The 20,375-nt window shown below is 54.8% G+C and carries 15 protein-coding genes; 6 read left to right on the forward strand and 9 right to left on the reverse strand.

Annotated elements, in window-relative coordinates; genetic code table 11:
- Positions 1-49: 49 nt before the first annotated feature.
- From bcsC to bcsR, 6 genes are read right to left on the reverse strand one after another with little or no spacing between them, the layout of a single operon-like run.
- Positions 50-3,535, reverse strand: a complete 3,486-nt coding sequence (gene bcsC / locus ACQE3Y_RS08110; RefSeq protein WP_426981372.1) for a cellulose synthase complex outer membrane protein BcsC — start codon at positions 3,533-3,535, stop codon at positions 50-52.
- The gene (gene bcsZ / locus ACQE3Y_RS08115; protein WP_426981466.1) at positions 3,517-4,608 is read right to left on the reverse strand and encodes a cellulose synthase complex periplasmic endoglucanase BcsZ; all 1,092 of its coding nucleotides are present in this window, start codon (positions 4,606-4,608) and stop codon (positions 3,517-3,519) included. The genes bcsC and bcsZ overlap by 19 nt, the downstream gene beginning before the upstream one ends.
- 23 nt (positions 4,609-4,631) lie before the next feature.
- A complete protein-coding gene (gene bcsB, locus ACQE3Y_RS08120; RefSeq protein ID WP_426981374.1) occupies positions 4,632-6,986 on the reverse strand; it encodes a cellulose biosynthesis cyclic di-GMP-binding regulatory protein BcsB in 2,355 nt (784 codons plus the stop codon).
- A 19-nt stretch (positions 6,987-7,005) separates the two neighbouring features.
- Positions 7,006-9,612, reverse strand: coding sequence for a UDP-forming cellulose synthase catalytic subunit (gene bcsA / locus ACQE3Y_RS08125; protein WP_426973910.1), 2,607 nt, complete (start codon positions 9,610-9,612; stop codon positions 7,006-7,008).
- Positions 9,609-10,340 (reverse strand): cellulose biosynthesis protein BcsQ, encoded by a 732-nt coding sequence (gene bcsQ / locus ACQE3Y_RS08130; protein ID WP_426981376.1) that lies wholly within the window; start codon positions 10,338-10,340, stop codon positions 9,609-9,611. Before bcsQ ends, bcsA begins: the two co-directional genes overlap by 4 nt.
- Positions 10,328-10,531 carry a cellulose biosynthesis protein BcsR gene (gene bcsR, locus ACQE3Y_RS08135; RefSeq protein ID WP_426973908.1) on the reverse strand — a complete coding sequence of 68 codons (204 nt, stop codon included), beginning with the start codon at positions 10,529-10,531 and terminating at the stop codon, positions 10,328-10,330. Before bcsR ends, bcsQ begins: the two co-directional genes overlap by 13 nt.
- Before the next feature lie 173 nt (positions 10,532-10,704).
- Here bcsR and bcsE point away from each other — a divergent pair, with 173 nt between their 5' ends.
- The 3 genes from bcsE to bcsG are packed head-to-tail and all read left to right on the forward strand — an operon-like array spanning position 10,705 to position 14,101.
- Positions 10,705-12,255, forward strand: a complete 1,551-nt coding sequence (gene bcsE / locus ACQE3Y_RS08140; RefSeq protein ID WP_426981378.1) for a cellulose biosynthesis protein BcsE — start codon at positions 10,705-10,707, stop codon at positions 12,253-12,255.
- Positions 12,252-12,440, forward strand: coding sequence for a cellulose biosynthesis protein BcsF (gene bcsF, locus ACQE3Y_RS08145; protein ID WP_426981380.1), 189 nt, complete (start codon positions 12,252-12,254; stop codon positions 12,438-12,440). Before bcsE ends, bcsF begins: the two co-directional genes overlap by 4 nt.
- A complete protein-coding gene (bcsG, locus tag ACQE3Y_RS08150; RefSeq protein WP_426973905.1) occupies positions 12,440-14,101 on the forward strand; it encodes a cellulose biosynthesis protein BcsG in 1,662 nt (553 codons plus the stop codon). Before bcsF ends, bcsG begins: the two co-directional genes overlap by 1 nt.
- Positions 14,102-14,250: 149 nt before the next feature.
- Here bcsG and ACQE3Y_RS08155 read toward each other — a convergent pair whose 3' ends face one another.
- Complete coding sequence (locus ACQE3Y_RS08155) at positions 14,251-15,294, reverse strand: methyl-accepting chemotaxis protein (RefSeq protein ID WP_426981382.1); 1,044 nt, start codon at positions 15,292-15,294, stop codon at positions 14,251-14,253.
- A gap of 451 nt (positions 15,295-15,745) precedes the next feature.
- Here ACQE3Y_RS08155 and ACQE3Y_RS08160 point away from each other — a divergent pair, with 451 nt between their 5' ends.
- Genes ACQE3Y_RS08160 through ACQE3Y_RS08170 form a run of 3 tightly spaced genes read left to right on the forward strand, consistent with a single transcriptional unit; the run spans position 15,746 to position 18,257 of the window.
- Positions 15,746-16,267, forward strand: coding sequence for a colicin-like bacteriocin tRNase domain-containing protein (locus ACQE3Y_RS08160; RefSeq protein WP_426981384.1), 522 nt, complete (start codon positions 15,746-15,748; stop codon positions 16,265-16,267).
- A complete protein-coding gene (locus ACQE3Y_RS08165; RefSeq protein WP_426981467.1) occupies positions 16,267-17,988 on the forward strand; it encodes an S-type pyocin domain-containing protein in 1,722 nt (573 codons plus the stop codon). Before ACQE3Y_RS08160 ends, ACQE3Y_RS08165 begins: the two co-directional genes overlap by 1 nt.
- On the forward strand, positions 17,985-18,257 hold the full coding sequence (locus ACQE3Y_RS08170) for a hypothetical protein (protein WP_426973901.1): 273 nt from the start codon (positions 17,985-17,987) through the stop codon (positions 18,255-18,257). The genes ACQE3Y_RS08165 and ACQE3Y_RS08170 overlap by 4 nt, the downstream gene beginning before the upstream one ends.
- 133 nt (positions 18,258-18,390) lie before the next feature.
- On the opposite strand, the gene dppF is transcribed toward ACQE3Y_RS08170, so the two are convergent.
- Positions 18,391-19,395: a dipeptide ABC transporter ATP-binding subunit DppF gene (gene dppF, locus ACQE3Y_RS08175; protein ID WP_250651384.1), complete on the reverse strand. Its 1,005-nt coding sequence runs from the start codon at positions 19,393-19,395 to the stop codon at positions 18,391-18,393.
- Positions 19,385-20,371 (reverse strand): dipeptide ABC transporter ATP-binding protein, encoded by a 987-nt coding sequence (gene dppD, locus ACQE3Y_RS08180; RefSeq protein ID WP_250651383.1) that lies wholly within the window; start codon positions 20,369-20,371, stop codon positions 19,385-19,387. The genes dppF and dppD overlap by 11 nt, the downstream gene beginning before the upstream one ends.
- Between the last annotated feature and the right edge of the window lie 4 nt (positions 20,372-20,375).

A 20,375-nucleotide genomic window follows, 5' to 3' on the forward strand; every position in this document is an offset into this window, starting at 1 on the left:
AATGATGGTGACGGCAGGAAACCGTTTTAGGGTTTTTCCAGGCAGGACGCTACTTGAAGTCAGCGTAAGGAGCTAAAGGCTGCGGCGGCAGGTCGAGGTCGCCTTCCCAACCGCTCAGCGAATAGCGAGCGTAAATCAGACCGTGGCTGGGCGTATAATCTTTCGCCTGCTGAATATCCACCGCCACGCCCAGCGTCCAGTGCGCCGTCAGACGTCGCTCTACCGCCGCACGCAGCGTATAGCCGAAGCCGCTGCCGGAACTTCCTGCGACGGTTTCATTCGCCGTCGTTTCAAAACCAGGATAAACCGGATAGCGCTGCTGCGAATGGGTTTTTGAACGCGACCAGGAAACCGAGCCGCCAACCTCAAATGACCAGTTCTCAGTGCGCTGCCGCCAGTTTAACGGCACCGCCAGGGAAAAATATTGTTGCGGGCTGTAATAGCCTCCCTGCCCAAAAGCATAATCGCTAAGATCCTTTTGGTAATGCCACAGCATGCTGTTCAGGCCAATGGTGGCGCGCCGGTTATCCTCGTTTATCAACTTATAATAGTAGCCTGCCATCAAACGCTCGCGACTGTTATCGGCAACATTTTTACCGGTGATTTGATGCGCACTAAGATCGGCCCAGACGCCATGCGATCCGCCGCGATCGTAGCTCAGACCGACTGCGCCGCCAGTCGCCACCACGCCGCCCCAACTTTTTCCGCCCTGCGGGCTGGGATCGCGCGCGCCGGCATAGGCCAGCAGCGAGCTGGAAATCGGTCGCCGCGAGGCGGTAAAAGTCAGGCCCACATCCTTAACATCGGTGTTCCAGCTGACGCCGCCCACCCAGTTCACAACTTCAAAGCCCATCGGCGACGTGCCGATATCCGCCGACCAGCGATCGTTTTGCCAGCCTGCGCCTACGGCCACCCCTTCCGCACGCTGTTTCAGATTGCCGCTACAGCCTGCGGTGCCGTTATCGGCACAGGTGCCGAACACTTCGGTATGTTGGCCGTTTTCAGTGGAAAACGTGCCTGCCGAAACGTCAACGCGATCGACGCGCACAAAGCTTTTTCCAGCGGCCAGCGGCGTCTCCAGCTGCAACATAGTGGTATGCGCGGTGAGATCGGAAATCCCGCCGGTGCCTTTATTACGCGAATAGTCCTGCTCCAGCTTCAGCGTGGTATCCTGGCGCTGGTAAAGCTCGGCGGCATCGCTGCGAATACCGCGCTTCAGCCAGTCATCGCTCGGGTTATTACGCATTAACCGGGTAAAAGCGAGGTTATCTTTCGGCAGCGTCGGCGTAATGCCACTGGCCACCATCGCCTGCTGATAATCCCGTAAAGCCCGTTCAGGCTGCTGCTCCAGCCGCGCCGCATCGCGAAACACCAGCGCGCTGCCTTGCGAAGGCGCTTCCTGTTGCGCGCGCGGTTTCAACTGCTGATATAGCTGACGCGCACGCGCGGCATCGTCCACGCTTTGCCAGGCATTCGCCAGCCGTCGTCCGACATTAAGGCTCGCCTCCGCCGCTCCGGCAGGCATCGCGTTCAGCGCGCTACGCGCCTCGGCCTTGCGATTCAGCGCCACCAGCGCTTCTATCTGCCCCAGCGCGGCGTCCTGACCGGTTTTATCCTGCGCCAGTACCTGCTGGTAACCTGCCAGCGCCTGCTGCGGATAGCCTTCCGCCAACGCCCAGTCAGCCAGCGTAATATCGCGCCGTGGCGAGGCGGGCAGTTCATTAAGCAGCGCGACCGCCGCGCTATTATTGCCCGCTGCCCGCTGCGCCTCAGCCTGCGCATAAACTTTATTCTGCTGCAGGCGTTCTGCCAGTTCGCGCATATTCTGATCCCAACGCGCCTGCGGCAGGCTGTTAAGCTGGATCAGCGCTTCGTCATCCCGATCGCTGCCGGAGAGATAAAGGCTGTGGGCATAAACTTGCGTGGGATCGGCTGGCAGACGCTGCGCCATGGTGGTCATCAGGCTATCAGCGCGCTGCGGCTCGCCGGTATTAACCAGCGCGTTGGCCAGCCGATAGTTGAGCCAGACATCGTCCGGCGCGTTTTGCTGCGCCGCGCGATATTTTTCCGTCGCCTGTGCCCAGTTGCCCTGCTGGGCCAGCGTATCTGCCTCGGCGCGCAGCATATCGCTACGCAGGCTGTTCAGCGTGCTGCCAAGCGCCCGCTGCTGTTCGCTGCTTAGCCCATTGATAAAGGCGATCGCTTTTTGCGGCGACTGCTGCTGATAAATTGCTGCCAGCCGCCGCACCGCCGTACTGTTGGTGCGATCCATTTTCCATGCCTGATGGAACAGCCGCTCCGCCTCCGCACTGTTTTTACGTGCCAGCGCCACATCGCCTAAACCGACCAGCGCATAGCTATCGCTATTATCCAGCGTGCGCGCCTGCTGATACTGGCGCTCGGCTCCGGCAATATCGCCTTGCGCCAGCGCCTTATCACCGTTTTCGATCGTCAGCCAGTAGCGGTTGGTTTGCAGCAAACTCTGCCACATGCCCACGCTGGTACTTTGCTGACCTGCCTTCAACGCCTGCTCAAAATAGCGGGCAGCGGCGGCACGATTATTGGCACGCGCCTGCGCCTGCCCCATTGCGCCCAACAGCTCGGCGTCGTTTGGGTTTAGCCTCAGTGCCGCCTGCAGGGCCGGTATCGCCTCTGCGCCTGCGCCTTTATCCACCAGCGCCAGCCCGCGCGAACGCAGCTGGAAGGCGGGATCAGCCAACATTTTTTGCCGACGCGCCAGCTCCTGTTCGCCGTTTTCACGCGCCTCGCCGCTGGTAAAGGTTGCCAGATATTGTTGCAACTGCGCCACGCTCTCTGCGGTGACCGGCTGCGCCTGAATATTGCTCAGCCACAGTTCGGCAGCCTGATCGCGTCCGGCCGGATTCGCCGCCAGCGTTTTCAGCTTTTCGGTCGCCTGGGTGGAGTTATTATTCTGGTACTGTAGCCGCGCCAGCTGCATACGCACGCCGACGTTGCCCGGATAGCGCTGATCCAGCGCCTGCAGATTAGCCAGCGCCACCGACTGCTGGCCGTCGATACGGGAGACCAGGCTCCAGTACTCCAGCGCCAGGTTCACGTCGGGGAAGGTGCCGTTAAACAGCGTATCCCAGGCCGCCCGCGCCTCCGCTAAACGACCGGAAGTTGCCAGCAAACGCGCCTGCTGCAGCTGCTGACGCCCCTCGGCGTTAATCAGCAGCATGCCGGACTGCGCTTCTTTTGTTGCCCGTGCGTCGGGCGCAATCTGCTTTAACTGCGCCATATACTGCTGCGCTTTACCCTGATCGCCCTGACGTAACGCCAGCCGCAGATGGGCGGCAATCACTTCCGGGTTATCAGGATCGATTTTATCCAGGCGATAAAGCGCCTGCGACACCAACTCATATTTGTTGGTCGCTTCCCCGGTGCGCACCTGTTCCAGCAGCCATTCAACCGGCGACACTTCGCGCGCCGCTTCGACCGCCCAGGCAGGCAAACTGTTGATGCCGAGCATGCCCGGCAGTAAAAGGCTCAGGCAGCTTAATCTGACGTTGCGCATTGCGGATCCCACGCCGGTAGCAGGTCACCCTGCAGGTTGAAACGGTAGCGTTTATCACTCCAGCCACTGCCAAACAGGTTAAGAACGCCACTGTAGTAGGCGTCGCTGCCGGGTGGACTTTGCTCCAGGCGCTGTTGCTGTGCTGTCAGTGCACTTGAGCCTTCCAGGAACGGTAGCAGCGCCGCCGAAAAGCCCACGTTGCCATGATTCGCTGGCTCACCGGTCAGCACATTCACGCGCTCCGGCGGCGCGCCTGATACTTCCGTCAGGCGTGCCATCGGCGCAAAATGCGCCAGCAGCGGCGCTTTGCGCGGATCCTTATCGCTCAGCATGCCGGCCCACAGATAGACCCGGATAGCGTCATAGCTGCCGATCGGCCCTTTTGTTTTATCAGGACGCCAGCCGCTGCCGCTCTGCCAGACATACCAGTCCGGCGCAAAGCCTTTCGGGGCGGTCTGCTGCAACAGACGCAGCGCGTTGCGGTTGATCTCCGGCCAGGGGCCTTTTAACGCGCTAAGACGTGTTAACAGCTGCAGCGGCAGATAGCTGGGATTAATCATCCAGCTATCCGACTGGATAAAACCTGCTTTGCCCGGCATCAGCATCAGGCCAAAGCCTTTCAGAGTGGCGACTTCCTCTTTCGCAACCCGGTTTAACAACAGCGTGCCGGTGACCTGATAGCTGCGGCTGTGCCATAACTGGCTTGCCTGCAACAGCGTCCAGCCGATCCACACATCGGCGTCGGAAGCGGGATTCTCATCCAGCACCTGCCATTTACCGCTTTTACTCTCCTGCCCCCACAGCCAGGCAGGTAAACGCTGCGTCAGATCGCCCGCCGCCAGGTTGTTTTCCGTCCAGCGCAGCAGCAGATCGAACGTTGGCCGATCGTTGGCCACCAGCGCGAAAAACAGCGCGTAGCTCTGTCCTTCAGAGGTGGTGATATTTTTCCCCTCCCAGGGATCGATCACCCGTCCCTGATCGCTGATGTAGTAGTGTTTAAACTGCTCCCACTCCGGCCAGGTGGCGCATTCCGCACTGGCGCGCCCTGCGGCCAGTAACATCAGCGCCAGCATTGTGTAACGCAGTATTAGCGCAATCACTCATCATCCTCATTACCCAGTCGACGACGCGTCACCAGCCGCATCAGCCGCCAAACCATCAGGGCCACCAACAGTACGACAACCACCGCAAACAGCCCCATCAGCAGCGGATGGGACGCCAGCGCGTGCCAGAGACGTTCCCACCACGGCAGATGCCCGACAAAGTAACTGTCGCCTACGCGCAGGCTGTTAATGCCAGATTCGCGGATAATGGCGGCGGAGCCGTAGATCGCGGCGCGTTTACCGCTATCAAGCAGGGCGTTATTTAACAGCTGGTAAGCGCGTGGGCTGTCCGCCAGCAGCGCCACGACGCTGCGCTGATCGTGGAAGGGAGACTGGAAGCCAATGATCGCCGCCATCGGTCCGTCGGAAACAATGGTGGTACGGCTGGCGGCGGTGCGATCGCCTGCCGGCGTATCAACATTATCCAGTACCGCCTGGCGCATCGGCTTATTCACCCAGCTTTTTGCCCGCTCGACCAGCAGATTTATGCGGCTATCTTCGCGTAAATCATCAGGTACTGTGCCAATCAGCAAGATATCTGCATCCGTTGATTTGGCTTTTGACCAGTCGTCGCTGATCTGCACGTTTAGCGCCGGAAAACCGGTTTGCGCGCCGATATTGCCTACGGCATTCAGCAGAGCGCTTACCTGTTCAGCCTGCGGCTGGGCGTTCACCAGAACCAGCGTCTGCGATAAATCGGCCATGCGGCTGAACGGGAAACCAGCGTTGGCGAAAGCACGCAGCGAAGGCATCGCGATATAGTGACGATAGCCGGAGAGATCGATAGTGGAATTACCATCCACTACCACATGATTCGTTACCGGCGACACCGTCTCACAGCGTCCATCGCTGCTGCCGCCGATCACGGTGGCAGCGTAATCGAAATCGAAACGCAGCTGGTTAATCACTCCCAGACGCAGCGCCGGAATAGTGAGCGAAGTGCCGTTATCCTGTAATCCCTGAATCAGCGGAATATGCAGCAGCTGTTTGCCGCTATCGTCTTTTACCTGCAGCGGGTAATCCTGCATAAACTGGTTATTCAGGTTAACCGCCAGCCGCGAGCCGTCGTTTTGCAACGGCGAGGTGTAACGGTAGGCCAGATCCATTTTGATACCGCGCGCACGCACCAGAAACAGGTCCGGCGGCAGGTTTAGCGTCAGGCTAATCGGAGAGGGCTGAATGCCGTCTGCCTGCAGCTGGTTTTCATACTGTTGCAGCTCAGAGAACCGGGTGGCGCGATCGGTACGCACCCAGTTTGGCGCATCATAAGGCTGGCGAGCCGTCAGCTGTTTCACCTGTTCAACGGTAGCGGACTGACCGCGCAGCAGCACATCGCCCTGGGCGATACCTTTTACCGCCGTGAGCAGATCCTCATTGTTGCGCCCCAGAACCAGCAGCATCTTCTGATAGGGGTTGTCGGGCTGACTGATGATTTCCACGGTGGGTTTATCAACTGCCGGATAATCCTTCAGGAAGTCGGGCCGGTGCGCGTTGGTGGCGAAAACCACCGCATGCTGCTGTTGCGGCAGCTGATTATAGAGCACCGGAAATGACTGGCCGCGCCACTGCGCCCGTACCCCAAACCATGAGGCGAGCAGCGCCGCCGCGTGTTGCTCATCAGAATTCGGCGCGCTGGCAAATATCATTGGCAGCTGCAACGGACGATTATCACGGCTGTCGAAAAAAGGTTCCGGGAAGTCAGAAAGGTCGTTTTTCAGCGGCAGTTTTTGCAGCGTTAAATCGAGCCGACTCTCTTTACCAATATCGAGCCAGATGGCGCTGTTGGCAGGATTTTCACAGATGTTGGTGTAATGCCCGACCAGCTCGAAGCGCACACGGTTAAAATCGCTGATGAAGCGTGGATCGATGTTAACTGTCGTCTGGCTCTCTTTACCCAGCTGTTCCGGCGTGATGGTTACCAGCCCCACCAGCTCATCATTCAGGTAAATCTTGAAATGCGATAAGGTTGGCAGCATCGCCGGTGAAGGGCGCCAGGTCAGATGCAGCACCGCCTGCGTTACCAGTTCATCGCTGCGTACGCCAAACTCGATTTGTCCATCCGTACGGATGCCCCGTAGCGCCAAACTGCCCGGCGGCGGCGCAACGTTAGTGAACTTTAACTCACTGTTACGCACCGGCGCACCGGCAACTGACGGCGTAACAACCGTGGCCACGGGCTGAGCGTCAGCGGGTTGCGCATCGGCAGGCTGAATCTGAGCGGGCGCAGCAGCTTCCTCTACCTGAGCAATACCCATCGCCTGCTGCGCAGGATGGGGTTCAGGGGCAGCATGGGCTAGCGGGAGCAGCCCCATCAGCATTGCGGTAAACCAGCTTATTTTTCTCGTCATTGTCACATCATCAGTTGAGTCATTGTTTCACACCGGCAACGCCTGCCGTTGCGCTTCCTACGCCTTTGGGAAAAAACGACGCCAGCCAGGAAAGGAAGGCAGTCAGCATTAAGAACAACTGGCGTAATCGCGCCGGCCCATACTCAGCCAGGCGGATATAGCCTTTAAAGCCCAAAATCATTATGTCGGTCAGGCTTTGAATCGGTTTATCTTCCGGGAAGCCGTCCTGCCACAGCGCCCAGGTATCAGCGCGGGCAAAGGTACACTGGATAAATTCAATATGTTCCGCCGTGGAAAGGTTAGTCAGACGGATACCGGCCCGGCGGCCAAATACGCGCTGCACCTTTGCCGGGAAGCTAAACTCCTGCTGACCACGTCGCAGCAGCAGAGAGATCTCTTCGCCATCTTTCAGCGCATCCGTTTCGCGCAGTTCGACGCCTACGCCGCCGTCCGAATAGTCGCGCAGCGTACAGGGCAGCATATGACCATCCTGACGGGCAATCGCAGCGGGCATCGCCATCTCCACGCGATGCGCCTCACGAATCTGACGCGCTTCGACCGAAACAGCCACCGCCCCGCCAAGAATAATCATGTTGTAGAACACCCACAGCAGGCTGACCAGTACCGTCAATACCTCATTTTCCGGGCCGTAAGCGATACGCCAGACCGCCATGAAAACGCCTGCCAGATTAAGCAGCACCAGAGCCATATAAGGCTTGGTAATCACCCAGTCGAGATGCTGTTCTTCCACCAGGCCGCCCTTCGCCGTCACGTTAAATTTGCCCTTGTGCGGATTAAACAGCGCCACGGTGGTGGGCCGGGCAATGTACCAGGCCAGCACCGTTTCATAGACCTCACTCCAGAAAGAGTGACGGTAGCGGCCCTGAATGCGCGAGTTGGTCAGGCTGGTATGCAGCATATGCGGCAGCACATAAATGGCGATCGCTAATGCCGGGGCAAAAATGATATAGGCATGCGCCAGCAGGAAGGCGAGCGGCGCCAGCAAAAAAATCAGGCGCGGAATGCCCGACAGGAAGTGCAGCATGGCGTTGGCATAGCAAAGTCGCTGTACCAGCTTCAGGCCACGGCCCATGAGGGGGTTATCGAGACGGAAAATTTGCACCATGCCGCGTGCCCAGCGAATACGCTGACCGATATGCGCAGAAAGACTTTCCGTTGCCAGGCCAGCCGCCTGGGGGATGCGTATATAGGCGGAAGTATGGCCGCGACGATGTAAACGCAGCGAGGTGTGCGCATCTTCCGTCACGGTTTCTACCGCGATGCCGCCGATCTCATCCAGCGCGCTGCGGCGCAATACCGCACAGGAGCCGCAAAAGAAAGTGGCGTCCCAGGTATCGTTGCCATCCTGTACCAGACCATAAAACAGCGTGCCCTCGTTCGGCGTGCGACGAAAACGGCCCAGGTTGCGCTCAAAAGGATCGGGAGAGAAAAAGTGATGCGGCGTTTGCAGCATCGCCAGCTTTTTATCTTTGATAAACCAGCCCAGCGTCATTTGCAGGAAAGAGCGCGTCGGCACATGGTCACAGTCAAAAATAGTGACAAATTCGCTCTGACATTCGGTACGCAGCGCATTATTGATATTGCCCGCCTTGGCGTGCTCATGCGTCGGGCGCGCCACATAACGCACGCCAACGCTGGCCGCAAAATCGCGAAACTCCTGGCGGTTACCGTCATCAAGAATGTAGATATTGACCTTATCTTTCGGCCAGTCGATGCCCAGCGCGGCGTAAATTGTGGGTTTTACCACACTCATCGGCTCGTTATAAGTGGGCACCAGCAGGTCAACTGTTGGCCACAGGCGCGGATCTTCCGGCAGCGAGACCGGCTGACGATGCAGCGGCCACAGCGTCTGGAAATAGCCCAGCACCAGCACCACCCAGGCGTAAGTTTCCGCGCCGATAAGCAGCAGACCGAACGTCAGGCTGAGCGGATCGTCCCAGTTCAGCGTGGAGGTATAACGCCACCAGAGATAGCGGCAGGAAACCGTCAGCGACAGCACGATCAGCATCATGGTCGCCAGCCGACCCGGCACACGGCGCACCACCATCGCCAGCCCCCACAGCATCGCCACAAAGATAAACTGTGTAAACAGATCAAGCGGCTGAGAGATACAGAGCAGCGCCAGCAGGGCAGCAGCAATGCTCGATAAAACAAAGACTAATTTGCGCAGCGCTGGCGGCAAGCGGCTGAGCCGCTGTTCCAGCCGATCGCCATGTTGAATACGCTGCGGCAGGCGATCAAGCCACTGATGAAAGCCCTGACGCCAGCTGAACAGGTGGCGAAACGCGTTAAACCTTTTGCGTTGACTAACAGCGCTGCCATCCTGCGGCAGGAAAAGCAACAACCACAGGCTCTGTGTAAAAAAGCGCACGATGTCCAGCGGGCGCGGGCGCTCCGGGGAAATATGCGGGTAGAGCGTGCGGCGCTGCGCAATAATCCGCTGCCAGCCAGCGCTTTCAAAACGCAGCAGCGACCAGCCCAGCACCAGCCAGAAGCAGTGAATGCTGGCCGCCAGCCTTGAGGTGCCAGCCTGAAGATAGCCGTTATAACGCGCGCTCAGTGCCTGCCAGGCTGGCGCCGCAATTAGCCAGCGTAACGGATTCATACGCTCTCCTCGCGGATATGCAGCATTAGCCAGCTCGCCAGCGTGGTGATCTCTTCGCTGGCCAGCGCCAGCGGCCGGTATTCTCCCAGCGGCTGTTTATTCAGCAGTGCTTCAAACAGCGCTTCATCACGATGGATCATCAGCGGAATCAGATTGCGCAGCGTGCTGATCCACAGCTGATGCAGATCCTGCTGAACTTTGCTGTTGGCGTTAAACTGGTTGAGCAGATAAAGCGGCTGCAGCTCATCAACGGGCTGATGCAGCCGCAAATGAACGTTGCCGTCGGCTACCAGCAGCTGAATCAGCTGATTAGCCTGGGCATAAACCGGCTGCAGCCAGGGCTGCTCGCCGCCCGGCAAATCGAGTAAAACCCAGCGGTAATGGGTTTTTAACGCGGCAAGGTAAGGCAGCCATGCATGTACGAACGGCGCTGGATCGGTGTAAAAGCGTGTGCGTTCTGCGCAGGTTAGCTGGCCAAACGGGATAAAGTCAGGGCCGTTGGGGTAGCGTAACGCCACATGCTGTGGGTCTTCACCGTCCAGCATGGCGCGCATCCAGCCGCGAGTCTCGCTCTGCGGCGTATTAAAATGCTGGCGCAGCTGATTGCTGGGCGACCAGTCCATCACGATGGTCGGCTCGCCCAGCTGCTGTAACGCCCAGGCCAGAGCCGCCGTCACGGAAGTGGTGCCCGCGCCTCCCCGCACGCCCTGTAGCGCTAAGACCGGCATGCATTTTCCTTTTGTTGCGCGGATAGCTCATTTAATAATGGCCAGCGTGCAAGAATAGACGCCAGTCGTTCTTCACGCGCAATATCAACATAGCGAAATGCAGAAAAAGAAAAAGCTTCGCCAAGCTTACTAATGTCATCATTTAGCCTGAAATTGTCAGACATAACAGAAATTTCTTGCGGTTTTTTCATTTACCTTGCCATTTAGAAAGACATTGAATAGCGTTGAGTTTCCTTACCCACAGTAAGGATAAAGACATAAGCGTATGAGCTGGCACTTTATTATATTTGTTTAAATTATCCAGGCGAAATAAATCCCTGTCTATAATAAAATAGCTTCTGTTGAACCAATTTGCGAAACTTCTATGGCACTCTCTTTTACGCTCGGCATTGAGCAGGTTCAGAATGAATTAATAGAAATGCAGCCGCCGGGCTGCTACTGGCTTACCGTTAACCGGCCTGATGATGCCCGGTTGCTGGCGCGTCAGGTTATTGGCGCTCAGCAGGCGCTGACGCTAATTAGCGCTGGTGAAAAGCCGCAATCATTACTGGAACCCGCGCTGCCCAATGGGCCAGAGCGTATTCCTTTTTATTCTTTGCCGGAAAAACGTCGTGCGCTGTTAGATTTACCGGAAGATTTAGCCCGCACGCTTTCAGCGAAGCCGCGATTGATATTATTTTTCACTAATTTTTCTTTCATAGAAAAACTATCACCTGTGGAATTAATCGCATGGATAAAAAAAATCAACCGTACACTGGCCGCTCGGGATTGCTGCCTGTTAATTATTACTTCCGGCTCCGGTGTAAATAGTTTACGACAGACTTTACTGAGCACCTTTCGGCAATTAAACGGCCTGGCGCATCTGGAATATCAGCAGGACAGCTGGAATTACCGTGTTAGCTGGTGGTGTCACGATCAACGTTTGATGGCGGATCGGGCGCTACGCTTAACCGCACGTGACGCCGGCTTTGCGGCAATGCGTGAAAATGACCAGAATACGCCGTTGACGCTGAATGATGAAGCCATCTGTATTGCAGAACGCCAGGTTCTGGAGGGCGCGCCGCCCCTCTCCAGCCACTGGCAGCTGTTTGACAGTAACGATATGGTTGCCTCACGCGCCCAGCAGGCGGATTCCGCTACGGTGATTTTCTCGCTAAATCATAACGAGGAGATCCGCATACTCTCGCAGCATATCCACACTCTGCGGCGCATGCGCGGAGCCGCGCTGAAGATTATGGTGCGTGAAATGCAAACCAGCCTGCGTTACAGCGATGAGCGGCTGCTGCTGGCCTGCGGCGTTAACGCCATCGTGCCCTTTGGCGCACCGATGTCGCGCTTTTTGACCACGCTGGAAAGCCTTCAGGGACAGCGTTATAACCGCCATGTGCCTGCCAATCTTGATGCACTGTTGCAGTCGCTACAGCCGCTGCAGCAGCGCGGATTTCTATCGCTGGATACCTTTTGCCAGTCGGTTACGCAGCTGGTCAGCAATACGCTACTGCCGGAAAATGGCAAAGGGCTGCTGGTGGCATTGCGCCCGGTGCCTGAGTTAAGACCTGAGCAAGCGCTCACATTGTGTAAGCCGCGTCGTTATGGCGATCTGGTAACGGTACGCGGCGATCGACTCTATCTGTTTCTCTCCTCATGCCGCTATAACGATCTTGATACCGCGCTGAAGTTTATTTTCCGTCTGCCGCACGATGAGCTGTTTTCCAACCGTCTGGTCTGGTTTGAAGATTTACAGATCCTTTCTGAAGTCAGGCAGATGAAAACGCTGGTGCCGGAGGCGTGGAAAGATATGCCGCCAGCGACGAAGGTGGCGCTGCCGGAAGTAACGCCGCCGCAGCCGGTTGAACGTCAGACACCGCAGCCGGTGGTACTCAGCTTTAATAGATCGGGGGTTGTGCGCGAATGACACTTATTGATGGCGTGCAGATTTCAATTCTGCTGGTGCTGATCGCGCTGCTGCTGAGACCACTGTATACCCGTTGGCTTCCCGCCCGCTGGCGCAGCGTCACGCAGCGGCTGTTGTCGCCACGCTCATTAAAATATGAAGGTACCTGGCAACGTCGGCCCAACAAAACGGATAAAGATAAATAATGACTGAGAGTAAAAAGACGCCGTCTTCCACGGCTGCTTTCTGGCGTAGCTGGCGCGGGCTGGGCGGCTGGAATTTCTATTTTTTAATTAAGTTTGCGCTGCTGTGGTTCGGCTATCTTAATTTTCATGCCTTGACGAACCTGGTATTCCTCGCCTGGCTGTTGTTTCCCCTTCCCTCGCTGCGGCTGCACCGTCTGCGTAGCTGGATCTCATTACCGCTCGGCTTTGCGCTGTTCTGGCACGATACCTGGCTCCCCGGCCCGGAAAGCATTATCAGCCAGGGCGGGCAGCTGGCAAGCTTTTCCGGCGCTTATCTGCTTGACCTGGTGAATCGGTTTATTAACTGGCAGATGGTCGGTGCCGCCTTTGTGATGCTGGTGCTGTATCTGTTTATTTCTCAGTGGTTACGGATCACGGTGCTGGTGACGCTGCTGCTGATCTGGATAAACCTCATTAATCTTGCCGGCCCGGCTGTTTCACTGTTGCCAAATAAGGCGGCCACGCCGGATGTGGTGTTGAACAATAAAACACCAGCCAATAACGCCGCTGCGGATAAAAACGCGCTGGATGAATCCGCCCCGCCGACCAGCGCCAACCTGACCGCTTATCTGAACCGCTTTTATCAAACGGAGAAACAGCGCGTTACGCAATTCCCGGCTGCGCTGTCGCCTGACTCGCAGCCGTTTGACATCCTGATTATTAATATCTGTTCGCTCGCCTGGTCAGATATTGATGCGGTTCAGCTGCGTGACCATCCGCTGTGGAAGCATTTTGATATTCTGTTCAGCAATTACAACTCGGCAACCGGCTACAGCGGCCCGGCCGGTATTCGACTGCTGCGCGCCAGCTGCGGTCAGACTTCCCATAGCGATCTTTATAAACCTGCGGATCGGCAGTGCTACCTGTTTGATAACCTGGCAAAGCTGGGCTTTAAAGAACAGTTAATGATGGACCATAGCGGCGTATTCGGTAATTACCTGAAGGAGCTGCGTGTGGATGGCGATCTTCAGGCACCGTTAATGTCGCAGGCCGGGATTGCGCCGGAACTGACCTCGTTTGACGGTTCGCCGGTTTATAACGATGCGCAGCTGATGCAGCGCTGGCTGGACGATCGTATTCAAAGCAGCGATGCACGCACCGCGACCTTTTACAACCTGATCCCGCTGCATGACGGGACGCGCGCGCTCGGCAGCACCGGCACCGCACCCTATAAGCCGCGTGCGCAGGTATTGTTCGATCAGCTGGATGCTTTCCTGACGAACCTGGAAAAATCGGGACGCCAGGTTCTGGTGATGGTGGTGCCGGAGCATGGGGCCGCCGTGGTAGGCGATAAGATGCAGATGTCCGGTCTGCGTGATATTCCCAGCCCAGGCATTACCCACGTTCCGGTAGGCATTCGTTTTGTCGGCATGAAGGCACCGCATCAGGGACAGGCGTTAACCGTAGATACCCCGACCAGCCTGCTGGCGATTTCTGAACTGATTTCACGCGTGGTTGACGGACAGGTATTTAATGCGGCGAATGTAAATATGTCGGTGCTGACGGAAAATCTGCCGCAGACGCCGGTTGTTTCAGAAAATGATAATGCGATTGTGATGATGTATCAGGGTAAGCCGTGGATACGCCTGAACGGCGGCGACTGGGTGCCCTATCCGCAATAAATCCCGGTTCTGGCGGGCGCGTTATATACCGGCGTCCGCCACGTTTTAACATCGGGAGATAAGAAGTCCGTATCGTTTCACTACGCTGACTGGATCGTTAACCGTCAGCGTACGCTAAATGATGCGGGCTTTTTTAATGGCCGTGAGACTCAGGCAATATCGCCCGGAGCAATTTGCTCGATCAGGCCATCGATAATCAGGATTACCTGCGAGCTGGCCTGCTCCATTTTTTCCAGAAAGTCGGCCATTGCTTTAACATCATTCTGGCAAAATGCGGTTAACGCTGCACGTCCACTGTTATGAACTTCAGCGTGAGGCCGTTCAAGCTGACGAAATTTCTCATTTCCGGCAAACAGCACAAGTCCTTCCCCTTCGTAATACCATTTGCCCAACCGGCATTCATGATGGGTGTTAACTTTGCCTCTCTTATCTTTATTGAACAGCAGGGAATAGACCTGTTGCTTCCAGACAATATGATCAAGTTTCACCGTATTCAGAAATTGTTGCCGGGAAATAAAGCGCATAACGGATTGCATACGCGTTGAACGTTTGATCACCTCTTCTAAGGCTTCGCAGGCTTCATTAACCTCTTGTCTAACAATTACGTGGGCCTTAATTACGGTTGTACAGTTATCAGCAACCTGATCGGCCGACTTTTTAATATCGTTAGTAATTTTTTCTATTTTGGCTGACTGGTTTTTTACCTCTTCCGCAAGGCATTTTACTTCCTTTGAAAGCACAGTAAAACCACGCCCCATGGTGCCCACCCGGGCAGCCTCTATCGCTGAATTGATCGCCAGCAGATCGGTTTGGTTAGCCAGACGGTTAATATCGCTTACGCATTCCCTGATATCCTCTACCGATGCCTGTAGCGCCCGACTGACCTCATTGCCATTTTCAGCATGCTTTTCAAACTCGCACATCTTATCCAACAGCGCATGAATAAAATTTCGTGCCTGTAGGTTCTTTTCATTAAGTTTTTCAATAATTTCCTCCTCTTTTTTCAGCTGATCGCTGGAGGTAAGCAACGAGTTGCGAATAACCTCAACGTTATTAATTCCTGACAGGAGGTTTTGACAAATAATACGTTCATAAAGCGAATTATGATGTGTTGCTATTATTTCTTTTAGCACCATTTCATTTTCATCTACCGGTTTCTTCCTTGACCTAAACAATCCAGCAGTAATTTCCATATTAACCCTTATTATTCATCTATTAATTTGTAGGCGTTACACCTTTTATACCCCGGCCATTTCCTTTTATGAAGTCTTAAGTTCGACCATAAGAACGTTCTTATCATTATGATATCTGGCCTGGTAAGTATAGTGTCTGCTTTGTATAAAAAGGTCATCAAAGCTAAAGAACTTAATTTGAGAGATTTCTTGTAATAGTTAGCGAAATGCATATTAAAGAAGAAATATGTATCTCGCCAGATTAGCTAAGAGGTAACACATCAACGCCTTTTAACTTCATAAAGTTAAACTAAAAAAATTATTATCAATAACGATAATCCTGTTAATTAAATCTAACCCAACAGATGGAAATAAACACAATAAATTATTGAAAGGAATTCAATAAGTTTAGGACGGGATCACCTGTATATAAATACAGTGACATTTCACCCTGTTTTACAAGGAGTAGATGATGGGAAACAACAAAAATGACGGTTTGACTAAAGATAGTATTCCTACCGATGGCGTGATAGGCGGGAATACTATGATTGTCTGGCCGAAAACAAACAAGCCATCTCCTGAGGAGATTTTCAATCAGATTACCAGTACCGGCTTCGATCCGCTTACCGGTAATGGTTGGTTACCTGCTGTTGATGGCATGCAAATCGCTGTTCCGCAACAAATGCGAAAGGAGACGCTGGCCTCCATTACTCAGGTTAAGCAGGGCTATGCCTCACCGCAGGGAGATAGCCTGATGAGCGCGGATTTTTGGGTATTTGAGCCAGCGTACGCCGAACCATCAATGTGGAATTCGGAAGTGCCGGTTATTACTATTGTGCCAGCCAGCGTGATGACGGATGCCTCCCTTCCTGCGGCGGGCTCTTCCCTGCCTAAAAGCGTAGGCGTTAATATGCGCATTCTGGATGAAGTACATGGCGGGAAACAGCACCTTGCCGCCGTCGGGACAAAAAAAGCTTATTTCATATACCGCTAATCCCGGTAAGAGCCACAAAGTATGGCGGTTCGACGGCTTTTTTCTGCGGCATGATGCCTGGGGAATTTAACTTTCTGGAGTTCTACCTCAGCTTTCCGGCCAAAGGAGTAAAAGAGCAGAAACTCCCCTGGAAAACATCAGTCAAGAGTGGAAAATTGCGCCCAGCCGGGGCGACGGTTGGTAGTAATACACATGATTTTATTGCCTGTTTTCCACCGGGCAGTAAGCAGGCACCCCTGTATATTGCTATGACTTGCGTAATTACAGCAGAAAAAGTGCGACAGCGTCAGGCTGCTGAAAACCAGGCGGCGACAGCCAAAGGCACCACTGAAGCAAAAGCCAGGGCGGAAGCTAAAGCGAAAGCTGCCGCTGAAGCAAAAGCCAGAGCACAGGCGGAAGCTAAAGCGAAAGCTGCCGCTGAAGCAAAAGCCAGAGCGCAGGCGGAAGCCAAAGCGAAAACGGCCGCTGAAGCAATGGCCAAAATAGAAGCGGCAATGCCTGCTTCTAATGCCCTTATTCTGGGCGGCCTGCCAGGTACCATAGAATTTACTATTGCGGGCTACGGCACATGGATTGGTTCCTCCGCCACGGCAACCACCATAGCTAAAGAAATCACTATCGGGGGCAGTTACTACATTAATCAGCTTTTCAAAGCGCCTCAGTTAGTTAAAAGCCTGCAAAGCGCGTGGCTTCAGGGTGCCGCAGCGTTGCTTAGTTCATCCAGCCTAAGTGCAGCCGTTATTATTGCAGGGCTCTGGCCAGCAAATGCTGGCAAAGGTAGCGACAAAGTTCCTCTGGCACTTTCGCTGCCGTTAGACGCCTTAACAGGGACAAACCCTCCTCTCCAGCCAGGCGTTAATAGTGTGGAGCTACCGGTGCGCGCCTCGCTGGCAGAGGAACATTACCATCCTGTGCTGAAATTACTAAAAACAGGGGATGGCGGTCTGTCAAAAACGGTACCGGTGCTTAAAGTTGAACGCGATGAAAAAACAGGGCTGGATCGCATTATCGTTCCCGCCGGAAAGGGCTCCCCGTCACGCACGATATTAATTAATCCCGTTCCGGTAAATACGCCATCACCCTCACATACCGGTGATATACATGGAAACTCACTTTTTGATTTCCCTCGCCATCTATCCGGTGAAATTCAGCCGATACCCTACGCTCAGGTGATCACGACGCCAATAGCGGATATTGTAGAACCTCAGGATTTTATCTACTGGCGCCCCGATGCCAGCGGTACAGGCGTAGAGCCTGTATATGTAGTGCTTAGCAATCCTTATGGTGAAACGAATGCTAAAGGTAAACATAGCGGACGCGAGTTTCATACTGAAAAGGCAGGCGGCCCGATTAAAGATCTGGATTGGCGTACTACCGTCATTGATCGTGAAGGAATAGAAGAAGTAAAGCTGCATACAGGGCGGTTTGCTGAATCTGCTGCAAATAAAGTAATGATTGAACGACTGGAGAAAATCCTGAAGGGTGAGCTGCAGGCTACAGATATCGATAAACGCTTTTATACCCATGAGATTAGGGAGCTTGAGCGATATCGTAACTTAGGGATTAAAGATGAAGCAATACCCAGCAATCAGGCAGAAGTCTGGAACAATACTCATACAGCTACCTTAGAAGACTACAAAATTAATGAGAGGCATGAGCCTTTATATACGCCTGAGGCCGTTAAAGCTTCAGAGGAGCAAGCCTGGAGGGAAGGACTATGATTGATTTTAAAACGATGATTGAAAAAGAGAGCGTTAGCGATGTGGTATCTTTCTTTGCCAGTTCAACAAAAGGGATCGGATATCCTCAATTAGATAATTTTTTTGTACGTTACCGGTTTGATGTCGTAGGTAATGGCGAGCTGTTGAAAACATTTGAAAGACTACATAAAGCAGGCATTGTGGAGTGGGGAGATAAGATGCTTATCAAAAAAGGCCCCAACTGGAAACAGCCTGACTTCGTTAAACAGAAGAAATATGGTATCGAATAATCGATAATCTTGCTGCCTTAACTAAAAAAGCCCGCCAATCGTCTATTGCCAGGCTTAAAGATGAATGTAGACTTCAGGCCACGTCATAAAGCTGCGGCGGAACGGATACAAGCTTGCCCGCCGCGCCTAAAGCTTAACTCACTTTCTGCTGCTCATCCTGATCCACGGCGAAACAGGCAATCTGCTGATCGCCATACTGCTTCAACTGCGGCTGTAACTGGACGCAGGTGCCGAAACGGCGACGGCAGCGCGCGTTAAAGGCGCAGCCGGGCGGCGGGCTCAGCGGGCTGGGCAGCTCGCCGGTCAGCTTGATACGTTCGCGGCGGTCGTCCGGATTCAGACGCGGCGTCGCGGAAAGCAGCGCCTGCGTATAAGGATGACGCGGATTGGTGAAAATTGCCTCTTTGGTGCCTTTCTCCACGCAGCGACCCAGATACATCACCATCACCTCATCGGCAATATGTTCCACTACCGATAAATCATGCGAAATAAAGACGTAAGAGAGCCCCATCTCCTGCTGCAAATCCATCATCAGGTTCAGCACCTGCGCGCGCACCGAAACATCCAGCGCCGAGACCGGTTCGTCGGCGATCAGCACATCAGGATCCAGCATCAGGCCGCGTGCAATAGCGATACGCTGACGCTGCCCGCCGGAAAACATATGCGGATAGCGGTCATAATGTTCGGTCTTTAGCCCTACCTTGGCCATCATTTCCAGCGTTTTTTCCCGGCGTTCCGCTTTGCTGAGCGACGTATTGATCAGTAGCGGCTCTTCCAGTATCTGGCTCACTTTCTTACGCGGGTTCAGCGAGCCGTACGGGTTTTGAAACACAATCTGGATTTTTTGCCGACGCAGCGACTGCGCCTGCGGATCGTGCTTCAGCAGATCCTGACCATGCCAGAACAGCTGCCCTTCGGTCGGCGTTTCGATCATTGTCAGCAGGCGGCCCAGGGTGGATTTGCCACAGCCTGACTCGCCCACCACCGCCAGCGTTTTCCCGCGTTCAAGGTTAAAGGAAACGCCGTCCAGCGCTTTCACCAGCCGTGGCTCGCCGAACAGCCCCTTCTTCACCGGGTAGTGCTTTTTCAGGTCGATAGCCTGCAGCAGGTATTGCTGCTCTTGAGTTTCAGGACGCATAGGTTGGTCTCCCGGCATCATCCAGCGGATAGTGACACTTGGACTGACGCCCCGGAATATCACGCAGTTCAGGTTCTTCCACACGGCAATGGTCGGTGGCATATGGGCAGCGCGGGTTCAGCAGGCAGCCGCTGGGCCGATCGTATTTGCCCGGCACCACGCCCGGCAGCGAAGCCAGGCGCGCTTTATCGGCCGCAAATTCCGGCAGCGCGCGCAACAGCGCCTGGGTATAAGGATGACGCGGCGCTTTGAAAATATCGCTCGCCTTGCCCGTTTCCACCACCTGTCCGGCATACATCACAATAATGTGCTGCGCGGCTTCCGCCACCAGCGCCAGATCGTGCGTAATCAGGATCAGCGCCATGTTCTCCTGCTTTTGCAGCTCCAGCAGCAGCTCAATAATCTGCGCCTGAATGGTAACGTCAAGCGCGGTCGTTGGCTCATCGGCAATCAGCAGACGTGGCCGACAGGCGATAGCCATAGCGATCATTACGCGCTGGCTCATACCGCCGGAAAGCTGGTGCGGATAGACGTCCAGCCGCGATTCTGGATCGGGGATACCGACCTGATTCAACAGATCGATAGCGCGTTGTCGCCGGGTACGACGGTTGCCGCCCTGGTGAACTTTTATCGCTTCCATAATCTGATAGCCGACGGTATAGCATGGGTTCAGGCTGGTCATCGGATCCTGGAAAATCATCGCCACTTCCGACCCCACCAGCTGACGCCGCTCTTTTTCAGAGATGCGCTTCAGGTCGCGCTGGTTGAATTCCAGCTTATCCGCCATTACGCGGCCGGGATAATCGATCAGCCCCATAATCGCCAGCGAGCTGACCGATTTGCCGGAGCCGGATTCCCCTACGATACCCACAACCTGGCCCTGTTCGACCTGGTAACTAATGCGGTCAACCGCACGGAAAGGTGCTTTCTCTTCGCCGAAATGCACCGACAGTTTTTCTATATTTAATAATGCCATCTCG

It is taken from the genome of Pantoea sp. FN0305 (assembly GCF_050113845.1).
GTDB classification, from domain to species: domain Bacteria; phylum Pseudomonadota; class Gammaproteobacteria; order Enterobacterales; family Enterobacteriaceae; genus Mixta; species Mixta alhagi.